The 13389-nt window shown below is 62.1% G+C and carries 11 protein-coding genes; 10 read left to right on the forward strand and 1 reads right to left on the reverse strand.

All coding sequences use genetic code 11. The features are described from left to right. Positions 1-33: 33 nt before the first annotated feature. A complete protein-coding gene (locus tag JFN91_RS16905) occupies positions 34-861 on the forward strand; it encodes a methyltransferase domain-containing protein (protein WP_199390373.1) in 828 nt (275 codons plus the stop codon). 117 nt (positions 862-978) lie between these two features. On the opposite strand, the gene ettA is transcribed toward JFN91_RS16905, so the two are convergent. Then, complete coding sequence (gene ettA, locus JFN91_RS16910; RefSeq protein ID WP_199390374.1) at positions 979-2664, reverse strand: energy-dependent translational throttle protein EttA; 1686 nt, start codon at positions 2662-2664, stop codon at positions 979-981. 170 nt (positions 2665-2834) lie between these two features. On the opposite strand from ettA, the gene JFN91_RS16915 reads away from it, so the two are divergent. From JFN91_RS16915 to lpxA, 9 genes are all read left to right on the forward strand, one after another. Next, positions 2835-4202 (forward strand): RCC1 domain-containing protein, encoded by a 1368-nt coding sequence (locus tag JFN91_RS16915; RefSeq protein ID WP_199390375.1) that lies wholly within the window; start codon positions 2835-2837, stop codon positions 4200-4202. Between the two features lie 143 nt (positions 4203-4345). Next, entirely contained in the window at positions 4346-5824 is a 1479-nt protein-coding gene (lysS, locus tag JFN91_RS16920) for a lysine--tRNA ligase (protein ID WP_199390376.1), read from the forward strand. Beyond that, the gene (locus JFN91_RS16925) at positions 5824-7074 is read left to right on the forward strand and encodes a lipoprotein-releasing ABC transporter permease subunit (RefSeq protein WP_199390377.1); all 1251 of its coding nucleotides are present in this window, start codon (positions 5824-5826) and stop codon (positions 7072-7074) included. Before lysS ends, JFN91_RS16925 begins: the two co-directional genes overlap by 1 nt. Further along, positions 7067-7747 carry an ABC transporter ATP-binding protein gene (locus JFN91_RS16930; RefSeq protein WP_199390378.1) on the forward strand — a complete coding sequence of 227 codons (681 nt, stop codon included), beginning with the start codon at positions 7067-7069 and terminating at the stop codon, positions 7745-7747. The genes JFN91_RS16925 and JFN91_RS16930 overlap by 8 nt, the downstream gene beginning before the upstream one ends. Positions 7748-7801: 54 nt before the next feature. Further along, positions 7802-10198 carry an outer membrane protein assembly factor BamA gene (gene bamA, locus JFN91_RS16935; protein WP_236015228.1) on the forward strand — a complete coding sequence of 799 codons (2397 nt, stop codon included), beginning with the start codon at positions 7802-7804 and terminating at the stop codon, positions 10196-10198. 25 nt (positions 10199-10223) lie between these two features. After that, the gene (locus tag JFN91_RS16940) at positions 10224-10739 is read left to right on the forward strand and encodes an OmpH family outer membrane protein (RefSeq protein WP_199390379.1); all 516 of its coding nucleotides are present in this window, start codon (positions 10224-10226) and stop codon (positions 10737-10739) included. Positions 10740-10958: 219 nt separating this feature from the next. Next, entirely contained in the window at positions 10959-11999 is a 1041-nt protein-coding gene (gene lpxD, locus JFN91_RS16945) for a UDP-3-O-(3-hydroxymyristoyl)glucosamine N-acyltransferase (protein WP_199390380.1), read from the forward strand. Positions 12000-12095: 96 nt separating this feature from the next. Then, positions 12096-12530, forward strand: a complete 435-nt coding sequence (gene fabZ / locus JFN91_RS16950; RefSeq protein ID WP_199390381.1) for a 3-hydroxyacyl-ACP dehydratase FabZ — start codon at positions 12096-12098, stop codon at positions 12528-12530. 15 nt (positions 12531-12545) lie between these two features. Then, positions 12546-13322, forward strand: coding sequence for an acyl-ACP--UDP-N-acetylglucosamine O-acyltransferase (gene lpxA / locus JFN91_RS16955; protein ID WP_199390382.1), 777 nt, complete (start codon positions 12546-12548; stop codon positions 13320-13322). Positions 13323-13389: the final 67 nt, after the last annotated feature.

Here is a 13389-nt window from a genome sequence, read left to right on the forward strand (position 1 = left end):
CCCCCTCCGGGGGAGGGGACTTAGAAGGTGTAGATGGCGGCAGAGATAGACAGAGATAAGGTGCGCGAGTCGTTCCACCGGCAGGCGACCGATTACGACCGGCATGCGGTGGTGCAGGGGCGCGTGGTGGAAAAGGTGCTCGCGCTGCTGCAGGCGGAGCAGGTGGCGCCCGCGTCGCTGCTCGACATCGGTGCCGGGACCGGGAGGCTGCTGACCCGGCTGACCGAGCTTTACCCGGAGATGGATGCCGTCGGCGCGGACCTCGCGCCGGGGATGTGCGAGGCAGCCGCCCGCAACCTGGCCGGCAGGCGGGTGCGCATGGTGAACGCCGATGCGGAGTCGCTCCCCTTCGAAGCCGAGACCTTCGACGTGGTCGTGTCCACCTCGACCTATCAATGGTTGGCGACGCTGGACCAGGCTTTCGCCGAGGCACTGCGCGTGCTGAAGCCTGGCGGCGTGTTCTGCTTCGCCTTGTTCGGGGAGCACACCCTGTTCGAGTTGCGGGAGTCGTACCGTGCGGTGCTCGAAGGGGGCGCCGACCGCACCCATAGCTTTTTCCCCGCCGAAGAAGTGTCGGGCGCGCTGATGCGGGCGGGGTTCTGTGGTCCGCGGGTCAGTTCGGAGCTGGAGGTGGAAATGCACCCGGACGTGCCGGAGCTGCTGCGTTCCTTGAAGAACATCGGGGCGGGGAGCACGGCGCCGGCGAGCGGCAAGGGGCTCTCGGAGCGGCGGGTGATGCTGGAGATGATGGCCAGCTACCGCAAGAGGTTCGGCAGCGAGGACGGGGTGCCGGCGACGTACGAGGTGGTGTACGGCGTTGCAAGGAAGAAAAGGCGGTCGGACTCGAACCAGTCTGACTAGTCAGACCAGTCGGACCAGTCGGACCAGTCGGACCAGTCGGACCAGTCGGACCAGTCGGACAAAAAAAGAAGGGGGCGGCCGATTTTTCGGCCGCCCCCTTTTCCGTTGCTGGCTCGCCTAGGCGCGGGTGAGCTGGCGATACCTGATGCGGTGCGGCTGGTCGGCCGCGGTGCCGAGACGCGCGTGACGGTCTTCCTCGTACTCGGAGTAGTTCCCCTCGAACCAGACCACCTTGCTGTCCCCCTCAAAGGCGAGGATGTGGGTGGCGATCCTGTCCAGGAACCAACGGTCGTGGGAGATGACCACGGCGCAGCCGGCGAAGTTCTCCAGCGCTTCCTCGAGGGCACGCATGGTGTTGACGTCGAGGTCGTTGGTCGGCTCGTCAAGCAGGATGACGTTGCCGCCGTCCTTGAGCATCTTGGCGAGGTGCACACGGTTACGCTCGCCGCCGGAGAGCATGCCCACTTTCTTCTGCTGGTCGGCGCCGGAGAAGTTGAAACGGGCCACGTAGGCGCGGGAATTGACCAGCTGCTTGCCGAGCTGCAGCTGCTCCTGGCCTTCGGAGATCACTTCCCAGATGGTCTTGTCCGGATCGAGTGCGTCCCTGCTCTGGTCCACGTAGGCGAGTTTCACGGTCTCGCCGGTCTTGAAGGTGCCGGAATCGGGCTTCTCTTCGCCGGTGATCATGCGGAACAGGGTGGTCTTGCCGGCGCCGTTGGGGCCGATCACGCCGACGATGCCGCCCGGCGGGAGCCTGAATTCCATCCCCTCGATGAGGAGCTTGTCGCCGTACCCCTTGCTGACTTTGTCCGCCTCGACGACGACGCCACCCAGACGCGGCCCGGGCGGGATGAAGATCTCCAGGTCCTTGGCGCGCTGCTCGCTCTCGGTGTTGAGCATCTCCTCGTAGGAGTTGATGCGCGCCTTACCCTTGGCGTGGCGCCCCTTCGGGCTCATCCTGATCCACTCCAACTCGCGCTTCAAAGTCTTCTGGCGCTCGCTCTCGGTCTTCTCCTCCTGGGCCAGGCGTTTCTCCTTCTGCTCCAGCCACGAAGAGTAGTTCCCCTGCCACGGGATCCCCTGGCCGCGGTCCAGCTCGAGGATCCAGCCGGCCACGTTGTCCAGGAAGTAGCGGTCGTGGGTGACGGCGATGACCGTGCCGGCGTAGCGCTGCAGGTGCTGCTCCAGCCAGGCGACGCTCTCGGCGTCCAGGTGGTTGGTCGGCTCGTCCAGGAGCAGGATGTCCGGCTTCTGCAGCAACAGGCGGCACAGGGCGACGCGGCGCTTCTCACCACCGGAGAGGTTGGCGACGTTGGTCTCGGGAGGGGGGCAGCGCAGCGCGTCCATGGCCAGCTCCAGTCGGCTGTCCAGGTCCCAGGCGTCCAGGTGGTCCAGCTTTTCCTGCACCTTGGCCTGGCGGTCGCAGAGCTTCTCCATCTCGGCGTCGGTCATCTCCTCGCCGAACTTCATGTTTATCTCGTTGAACTCGTTGACCAGATCCACCACTTCCTGCACGCCTTCCTCGACGCACTGGCGCACCGTCTTCGACGGATCGAGGGTCGGCTCCTGCTCCAGGAATCCGACGGTGTAACCCGGGGAGAGGATGGTCTTGCCGTTGAACTCCTTGTCCGTGCCGGCAAGGATCTTCAGGAGCGAACTCTTGCCGGAGCCGTTCAGACCGAGCACGCCGATCTTGGCGCCGTAGAAATAGGAGAGGTAGATGTCTTTCAGCACCGGTTTCTTGTCGTAAAACTTGCTCACACCGATCATCGAGTAGATGACCTTGTTCGGCTCGATAGCCATGACTTCCTCCGTATTGTTTTATTAACCTTTGTATCGTTTTGTAAAAGGGCCATTATTACATGCAACTACCGCAGCATGTCAACTGCCATCCCCCGGAGTCCGTCCTTGACATTCCCTTTTATGTATAGTTAAATCCGCCGGATCGAATTCACCATCAAGGGGTCTCTCATATGCAAAATTGCAGGCGTTTCAGGCTTTTGATCTGCGCCGGGCTTCTTACTGCCGCCCTTTCCGGTTGCGGCGGTTCTTCCTCCAAAGACCACATCCCTTCTACTGTCTCCATCTTCTACGAGCACAGCGTCCTCTTCAGGAACCACACTACCTTCACCATGGGGTACAACGGTTTCGGCCAGTTGGGCGACGGGACCCTCAAGACCCGTGAGATCGCCGTTCCGGTGCCGGGGATGGTGAACATGACCAAGGCCGTTGGCGGCGTCGCCCACACCATGGTGACCGACGGCACCAAGGTATGGGCCTGGGGCTACAACCTCTACGGCCAGCTCGGCAATAGCACCGCCTTGACCACCTATCCGGATGCCTTTAAATCCTCGCCGGTGCCGGTTACGTTCCCCAACACCGTCACCACTGTGACCGATATCGCCGCAGGAGCGTATCACTCCCTCGCCGTCGGCAACGACGCGCTCTACGCCTGGGGCGACAACGCGAACCGCCAACTCGGCGACAGCACCATAATCAAAAAAACGGTCCCCGTCGAGATCAAGCGGGGGCACGCTGATGAGGACCTGACCGCGCTGAAGACGGTCCAGGTCGCCGCCGGCGGCTACCACTCGCTTGCCCTCATGGGCGACGGGTCGGTCTACGCCTGGGGGGACAACCGCAAAGGCCAGGCTGGGCACGTCGTGCTCGACACCTATTCGTCGGCCATTTCAAGCCCGAGGAAGGTTCTCGGGTTGCCGGGCAACGGCGGCGCGATCACGAAGATCGCCGCCTCGTCGAGGACCAGCTACGCGCTCGAGGAAAAAGTCGACGGGAATGGTGTACTCACCCAGACGCTTTGGGGCTGGGGCTACAACGGCTACAAGGATGCTACTGACCCCACTAACCCCAAAAAGACAACCGGTGGGGAGCTGGCGCAAGATCCGGCGGTGCTGCAGCAAACTGCCGTCCCCGTCGCGGTGCTTTCCATTGCCGCCACGGACGACAACGTCATCAAGAAGATCGCCACCGGCATAAACCATCTGCTGCTCCTGATGGGGCCGCGCGGCAGTGACGCCGGCAACTTCGTCCAGGCCGTCGGCTACAACGACAAGGCCCAACTGGGCAATAGCCAGAGGCCGAGCCTCACCAGCAAGGACACCTCGCTCAGCAGCTTCGAGTTCGTCTATGCCCTGAACACGGCGGGGACCGGCACCCTCACCGGCGTCACCGACATCGCTGCCTTCGGGACCAGTTCCTTTGCCCTCGTCAACGGGACCTGGTATGCCTGGGGAGACAACGGCAACGGGCAAGTCGGGAACAAGGTAGCCACTGACACCATCACGTACTTCCAGCTCCCGGTCACCGTCAAGTTCCAGTAGCACATTTGTCAGAAGGGATACGGCTTTAGCCTTGCATCACCAGGCTGAGCCGTACCCCTTTTCCCTTGACTTGGTTGACGCAAATAGTTTAGTTTGACGGATTGTTTCACAGCCCACCGCGGTAAAGAAAGGTTGCAGATAACATGGAAGAGTTGAGCGAACTGCTGCTGCAGAGAAGACGCAAGGTAGATGCATTGTGGGAGGCGGGGATCAACCCGTACCCGAACGATTATAAGCCTCAGCATACCTCCGCCGACGTGCGCGACGCCTACGGCGACAAGGAAGTGATCGAGGACGACCCGCAGACCTTCGTGGTTGCCGGCCGTATCATCATGCGCCGCTCTTTCGGCAAGGCGGCCTTCGTGCAGGTACAGGACCGCAAGGGCCGCATGCAGCTTTACCTGAAGAAGGACACCCTGGGCGAGGAGCTCTTCGCCGAGTTCGAAAACTACGACATCGGCGACATCATCGGCGCCACCGGCACCCCGTTCCGCACCAAGACCGGGGAGCTGTCCCTAGCCGTCTCCACCGTGCGCCTGCTTACCAAATCGCTGCTGCCTCTGCCGGAGAAGTTCCACGGTCTTACCGACGTGGAGACCCGTTACCGCCAGCGCTACGTCGACCTGATCGTCTCCCCGGAAGTGCGCGAAGTCTTCTACAAGCGCTCCAAGGTCGTGCACCTCATCCGTGAGTTCATGACCAAAAACGACTTCCTCGAGGTCGAGACCCCGATGATGCACCCGATCCCGGGTGGCGCCACCGCGAAACCGTTCGTGACCCACCACAACGCGCTGGACATGGAACTGTTCCTGCGCATCGCCCCGGAGCTCTACCTGAAGCGCCTGGTCGTGGGCGGCTTCGAGCGCGTCTTCGAGATCAACCGCAACTTCCGTAACGAAGGTATCTCGGTACGTCACAACCCCGAGTTCACCATGATGGAGTTCTACCAGGCCTACGCAACCTTCGAAGACCTGATGAACTTCACCGAGGAACTGCTCTGCCACGTGGCCCAGGAACTTCTGGGCACGCTCGACTTCACCTACGGCGGCGAGCCGATCAGCTTCCAGCGCCCCTGGAAGAGGTTCACCGTGAAGGAGGCCATCCTCGAGTACGGCGACATCGACGCCAAGAGCCTCGAGGATCGCGACCTCGCCTACGCCTACGCCCAGAAAATCGGGCTGGAGCTTCCCGAAGACATCGGCTACGGCAAGCTGATCACCGAGATTTTCGAAGAGGTCGCCGAGACCAAGCTGATCCAGCCGACCTTCATCACCAACTACCCGACCGAGGTGTCGCCGCTGTCCAGGAAGAACGACCACGATCCCGACTACGTGGACCGCTTCGAGTTCTTCTGCGCCGGCCGCGAGATGGCCAACGCCTTCTCCGAGTTGAACGACCCGCGCGACCAGAAGGAGCGCTTCCTGGCCCAGGTGGCCGCCAAGGACAAGGGTGACGAAGAGGCGCACTACATGGACGAGGATTACATCCGCGCCCTGGAGTACGGCCTGCCGCCGACCGCCGGCGAGGGGATCGGCATCGACCGCCTGGTCATGCTCCTCACCGATTCGCCGTCCATCCGCGACGTCATCCTGTTCCCGCAGCTCAGGAAAGAGGGCAAATAATGCCCTTCGAGCTCTTCATAGGGCTGCGCTACCTGAAGGCGAAGCGCAAATCGACCTTCATCTCGCTGATCACGCTGATCTCGGTCGCGGGGGTGGCCCTGGGCGTCATGGCCCTCATCATCGTGCTGGCCGTGATGACCGGCTTCGAGGAGGACCTCAAGGACAAGATCCTGGGGACCAACGCGCACATCGTGGTCCTGAACAGTGTGGGCGCGGTGCAGGACTACCCGCAGGTGATGAAGAAGATCGAAAGCATAGACGGCGTCGTCGCATCGACACCGTTCATCTACAACCAGGTCATGCTCTCCACCGGCAAGAACGTCTCCGGGGTGGTGCTGCGCGGCATCGATGTCGCCACCGACGCCAAGGTCACCAACCTGCACAAGTCGATGGTGGAGGGGGACCTGAAATCGCTGGAAACCGAGGTGGGCAAGACCCCCGGGGTGGTGATCGGCAAGGAGCTCGCCAAGAACCTGGGGCTCTTCCTGGGGGACACGGTGGACGTGATCTCCCCGATGGGAAACATCACCCCGCTCGGCATGATGCCCAAGCTGAACCGCTTCCGCATCACCGGCATCTTCAACACGGGCATGTTCGAGTACGACTCGACCCTCGCCTACGTTTCCCTGCAGGAAGCCCAGCAGTTCCTGGGGCTGGGAGACGTGGTGACCGGCATCCAGCTGAAGGTGCGCGACGTGTACAAGACCGGTGAGCTGGCCCGCAAGATCGACCGCGAACTGGGCCCCCCTTACCATGCCCGCGACTGGATGCAGATGAACAAGAACATCCTGTTCGCACTGAAGACCGAGAAGAGCGTCATGTTCATCATCCTGACCCTGATCGTGCTGGTGGCCGCCTTCGGCATCGCCTCCACGCTGTTCATGGTGGTCATGGAAAAGACCCGCGACATCGCGATACTCAAATCCATGGGTGCGACCAGCCGCAGCATCATGCGCATCTTCGTCTTCGAGGGGCTCATCATCGGCGTGTTCGGCACCATCATCGGTGTCCTGGGGGGACTGCTGGTCGCCCTCAACCTGGAGCCGATCGTCTCGGTGATCCAGAAGCTGACCGGCTTCGAACTGTTCAGCAAGGACATCTACTACCTGGACCACTTCCCGTCCCAGGTGGTGGCCTCCGACGTGGTGCTGATCAGCGTCACCGCCGTGCTCATCTCCTTCGCCGCGACGCTGTACCCCTCCTGGGCCGCTTCGCGCATGGCTCCCGCCGAGGCGCTGCGCTATGAGTAGCTTGCTCGAGGTAAAGAACCTGTTCAAGTCCTACGGGACCGGCGAGGCCAGGGTCGAGGTGTTGAAGGGGATCGATCTCACCGTGGCTGCGGGTGACACCATCGCACTGGTGGGACCCTCCGGCGCCGGCAAGAGTACCCTTCTGCACGTGATGGGGACCATCGACCGTCCCACCTCCGGTGAGGTGCTCTTTGACGGCGAGAAGATCTTCAATCTGGCCGATCAGCCGCTGGCTTCCTTCCGCAATCGTTCCATCGGCTTCGTGTTCCAGTTTCACCACCTGCTGCCGGAGTTCTCGGCGCTGGAAAACGTGATGATGCCGCTTCTGATCGGCGGGGAGAAGCGCTCCCGCTGCGAAGGGCGGGCGCTCAAGCTTTTGAAGGACGTGGGGCTGTCCCACCGGGTGACCCACCGGCCGGGCGAGCTTTCCGGCGGGGAGCAGCAGAGGGTGGCCATCGCGCGCGCCCTGGTGCGTGAGCCGAAGCTCCTTCTGGCCGACGAGCCGACCGGCAACCTGGACATGAAGACCAGCGAAGAGGTGCATGCGCTCTTGTACGAGATCCAGCGCAACACCGGCATCTCGCTGGTGATCGTGACCCACAACGAACAACTCGCGGCCGGCATGGCGCGCACCGTCAGGATGGTCGACGGTAAGGTAGTCGAGGCGGCCTGAGCCCGCCTTCGTTTTCATTGATGATTATTTTCTTTGGCTTTTTCGGGGGACCCTTTGCTGCGTAAATCGTTATCTACCCTGCTTGCCGCACAGCTGATGCTCTGTCTTACGGTTTCCGCCCAGGCCCAGCAGGCTGCTGCCGGGAAGGCCACCGATACCACCTCCGCTGACAAGGCCGCGGCCGACAAGGCTGCCGAGCAGACGGCCGGCGACAAGATCGTGGCGGTCAAGATCAGCGGCAACCACCGCATCGAGACGGCAGCCATCCTCCCGGCGCTGCGCCTGAAGGCCGGCGACGTCGCCACCGCCGACAAGGTCGATGCCGACATCCGGGCCATCTACAAGCTCGGCCACTTCACCGACGTCAAGGCGCAGAGCGAGGCCAAGGACGGGGGCGTCGTCCTCGAGTACGTGGTCACCGAAAAGCCCATCGTGCGCGAGGTGAAGATCGAGGGGGCCAAGGAACTCTCCACCGACAAGGTGCGCGAGGCCATCGAGATCAAGCCCAACACCGTCTTCTCCCAGAAAGACCTGCAAAAGAGCGTCAAGAAGGTGAAGAAGCTCTACGCCGACGAGGGATACTACCTCGCCGAGGTCAACGGCGACCTGAGCATCCGCTCCGATACCGAGGTCCACGTCATCTTCCGCATCAAGGAAGGGGACAAGGTCCTGATCCAGAAGATCGAGTTCGAGGGGAACCACGCCTTTACGGACAAGAAGCTGAAGAAGACCATGGAGACCGGCGAGAAGTGGTTCCTGTCCTGGCTTACCGGCGCGGGGACCTACAAGGAAGAGGTGCTGAAAAACGACGTCAACCTCCTCACCGAACACTACATGAACAACGGCTACGTCAACGTGAAGATCGGCGAGCCCAAGGTGGAACTGCTCCCCGACCGCAAGGGGCTCAGGGTGAGCATCGGCATCACCGAAGGCGAGCAGTACCGCGTCGGCAAACTGGGCTTCAAGGGCGAGCTGCTGGAAACGGAGAGCGTGCTGAACGGCAAGCTCAAGGAGAAGCCGGGCCAGCTCTTCAGCCGCGCCGACCTGCGCACCGACGTTTTCGGGCTGACCGACCTGTACGCCGACAAGGGGTACGCCTTCGCCAATGCCAACCCGCTCACCAAGCTGAACCCCGAGAGCCACACCATCGACATCACCTTCGACATGGAGAAGGGGCAGAAGGTCACCATCGACCGGATCAACATCTCCGGCAACGTGAAGAGCCGCGACAAGGTGGTGCGCCGCGAGCTGAGGCTCGACGAGGGTGACCAGTACAGTTCCACCGCGCTCAAGAAGAGCAAACAGAACCTGATGAACACCGGCTTCTTCGAGGAGGCCAACGTGGCCACCGCCAAGGGGAGCGCCCCCGACAAGCTCGACCTGAACGTCGAGGTCAAGGAGAAACCGACCGGGACCTTCAGCATCGGCGCCGGCTACAGCTCGCTGGACGGCATCATCGGGCAGGGCTCCGTGCAGCAGGCGAACTTCCTGGGCCTGGGCCTCAAGATGACCGCGGCGGCCTCGCTGGGTAGCAAGTCGCAGACCTACAACCTGGGCCTCACCGATCCGTACTTCATGGACACCAAGTGGACCCTGGGTGCCGACATCTACAGAAACGAGCGGCAGTACCTGGACTACACCCGCAGGGCGACCGGCGGCGACATCAAGGCGGGCTACCCCCTCTCCGACACGGTGAGCACCTTCTGGCTCTACAAGTACGAGATCAAGGACATCTTCGACGAGTCGCCGGAGCTGAGAAAGAGCATCAACGACGGCGCCGTGCTGGAGCCGGAGAAGCAGTCCACCACCAGCGCCATCATCGCCAGCATCTCCAGGAACACCACCGACTACCGCCTCGACCCCTCCACCGGGATGCTGAACTCGCTGTCGATAGAGTTCGCCGGTCTGGGCGGCAGCAACCGGTACGTGAAGTACATCACCGAGCACACCCTGTTCCAGCCGCTGTTCTACGGCGTGGGCTCCGTGCGCGGCACCCTGGGCTACGTCCAGTCCTACGGCGGCAAAGAGATCCCCATCGACGAGAAGTTCTACTTGGGCGGCATCAGTTCGCTGCGCGGCTTCTCCTCCAGGACGGTGAGCCCTTTCAAGACCACCACCGTCTTCGACAAGGACGCTAACGGCAATGCAGACAAGCCCAAGGACAACCGCGTCTATCTGGGCGGTTCCGTCGAGGCGGTGGCCAACGTGGAATGGACCTTCCCGCTGTTGAAGGAGGCCGGGCTCAAAGGGGTGCTCTTCTTCGACGCCGGCAACTGCGACAACAGTTTCGACAAGACCTTCGGCACCGTGCTGACCAGCTACGGCGGCGGCATCAGGTGGTACTCCCCGATCGGCCCCTTGAGGCTGGAGTACGGGGTACCCATCAACCCCAGGGAAGGGATCGACAACAAAGGCGGCAAACTCGAATTCTCGATCGGCAGCATTTTCTAAATCCATGTACGGCAAGGAGCAAGTCATGAAACGTTTCATCGTGGCAATTTCGCTGGTTCTGGCACTTCCGCTTTCGGTAATGGCTGCTGACGGTTCCAAGATCGGTTCCGTGGACATCCAGAAAGTGCTGTCGCAATCCGACGCCGGCAAAGAGGCGAAGGACCAACTGATGCAGAAGGCTTCCAAGTACGAGGCTGAGAAGGCCGCCAAGGAAGCCGAGTTGCTCAAGCTCAAGGGCGAACTGGAGAGCCAGGGGACCGCGCTTCTGAACGAGTCCGCCCGCAGCGCCAAGGATCGCGACTACCAGAAGGGGATGAAGGAGTACCAGCGTTTCCTGAAGGATGCCCAGGACGACCTGCAGCTGAAGAACGGTGAGTACACCAACAAGATCCTGGACGAGATCGGCAAGGTGGTGCAGGACTTCGGTCGCAAGAGCGGCTACACCGCGATCTTCAGCAGGGAGACCATGGTCTACATCGACCCGTCCGCCGACGTCACCGACGCGGTGCTGAAGGCGTTCAACGAGAGCAGAAAGAAATAACACCCGTTCAACGTTCGACGTTCGACGTTAAGACCCTCCCCCCTTGCCAAAGGGGGGCAGGGGCTGCAACCGCGCAGTGATGCGGCGCAGTCTTCCTGCCCTTACGAGCTCGGGGGAATTGTCGTTTTTGAGACGGTACACGTCACGCTGGATGCTGCCCGACGGCACACACTTTACGAACGTTGAACGTTGAACGTTGAACGTTTTTTTGAGGTTTGCATGAAAAAGACACTTCGTGAGATCGCAGAGCACCTGGGCGGCACCGTCTCCGGGGACGGCGAGATCCTGATCGGCGGGCTGGCCACCCTGGATGACGCAGGGGAGGGGCAGCTCACCTTCCTCGCCAACCCGAAGTACGCCGGCAAGGTGGCCACCACCAACGCTTCGGCGGTGCTCATGGGCATCGGGGGGAACACCCACGGCAAGAACGCCATCTTCCACGCCAACCCCTACCTGGCCTTCGCGAAACTGCTGACCCTGTTCTACACCGCACCGCCGCCGCGGTTGGGCGTGCTGCCCGGCTCCTTCGTGGCTCCCGGCGCCAAGATCGGGGCGGACGTCACCATCTATCCCGGCGCCAGCGTCGGTCCCGGCGTCACCGTCGGCGACCGCGTCACCCTCTACCCGGGCGTGGTGCTCTACCCCGGCGCCAGCGTGGGCGACGACGTGACCCTCTACGCCAACGTCAGCGTCCGCGAGCGCTGCCGCATCGGCAACCGCGTCACCATCCACGATGGCACCGTGGTCGGCTCGGACGGCTTCGGCTACGCGCCCGACGGCAGCTCCTGGTACAAGATCCCGCAGATCGGCATCGTGGTCATAGAGGACGACGTCGAAATCGGCTCCAACACCGTCATCGACCGCGCCGCCCTGGAAGTGACCCGCATCAAACGCGGCACCAAGATCGACAACCTGGTCCAGATCGGCCACAACTGCGTGATCGGCGAAGACTGCATGATCGTGTCCCAGGTGGGCATCTCCGGCAGCAGCCAGCTCGGCAAGCACGTCATCCTGGGCGGCCAGGTCGGCGTTGCGGGCCACATCAAGATCGGCGACAACGTGATGATCGGCGCCCAGTCCGGCGTCCCGGGTAACGTGGAGCCGAACCAGGTCCTTTCCGGGACCCCGGTCATGCCGCACCGCGAATGGCTGAAGAGCTCCACCCTGGTCCCCAAGCTCCCCGAGTTCAGGAAGACGCTGTCGGCCCTGGAGAAACGGGTCGCCGAGCTCGAGGAAAAGCTGGCGGCAAAAGGGGAGTAGGGGAGGGGGGACTCCCATTGTGGGAGGAGTTACTAGAATGCAATTACTTCGGCTCAAGCCCACGGGGCGTGAGGCCGATGCGAGGAGAGAATCAGCATGCTCGACATAGTACAGATTATGGAAATCCTGCCCCACCGTTACCCGTTCCTCCTGATCGACAAGGTGCTCGAACTGGAGCCGGGCAAGCGCGTGGTCGCAATCAAGAACGTCACCATGAACGAGCCCTTCTTCCAGGGGCACTTCCCGGGCTTCCCGGTCATGCCGGGCGTCCTCATCATCGAGGCCATGGCGCAGGCCGCCGCCATCCTGGCTTACACCGCCATGGGCGCGGAAGCCAAGGAGAAGGTCAGCTACTTCATGGCCATCGACAACGCACGTTTCAGAAAGCCGGTGAAGCCGGGCGACACCCTGAGGATCGAGGTGGAGACCCTGTTCAACAAGCGCGGCATCTGGAGCTGCGGCGCCAAGGCCTACGTCGGCGAGACCCTGATGACCGAAGCGGAACTGAAGGCAACGCTGGGCGACAAGTAGTACACGGAGAATTTTATGATCCACAGCACCGCAATAATCCACCCGGGCGCCAAGATCGCCGAGGGGGTCGAGATCGGCCCGTACGTCGTGATCGGCGAAAACGTCAGCATAGGCAAGGGGACCAAGATCGGCCCCCATACCGTCGTCGACGGCTGGACCGAGATCGGCGAGGACAACACCATCTTCCACATGGCCTCGGTTGGGGCCGTGCCGCAGGACCTGAAGTATCACGGGGAGAAGACCTGGCTCAAAATCGGCAACGGCAACACCATCCGCGAGTTTGCCAGCCTGCACCTGGGGACGGTGACCGGTGACGGCGAGACCACCGTCGGGGATAACAACCTGTTCATGGCCTACTCGCACGTGGCCCATGACTGCCACATCGGCAACAACGTGATCATGGCCAACTCGGCGACGCTTGCCGGGCACGTCACCGTTGAGGACTACGCCATCATGGGGGGGCTTTCCGCAGTCCTGCAGTTCACCCGGATCGGCGCGCACGTCATGGTGGGCGGCATGACCTCGATCACCCTCGACATTCCTCCCTACACCATCGTCACCGGCGACCGCTCCGAGTCGAGGTTGCGCGGGCTGAACCTGGTCGGGCTGAAAAGGCGGGGCTTCTCCGAAGAGAGCATCTCCAGCCTGAAGAAGGCGTACAAGCTCCTCTCCATGTCGGGTCTCAAGCTCACCGAGGCCGTCGAGAAGATGAAGACCGAACTCCCCAGCTGCCCCGAAGTCGACCACTTCATCGCATTCATCGAAGGCGCCAAGAGAGGGGTCACCAGGTAAGAAAGAAGCAGGTCAAGGTCGAGGTTGAGGTTAAGGAAGTGCTTTTTCTCAACCTTAACCTCAGCCT

Origin of the sequence: Geomonas anaerohicana, from assembly GCF_016458305.1 — a bacterium.
GTDB lineage: Bacteria > Desulfobacterota > Desulfuromonadia > Geobacterales > Geobacteraceae > Geomonas > Geomonas anaerohicana.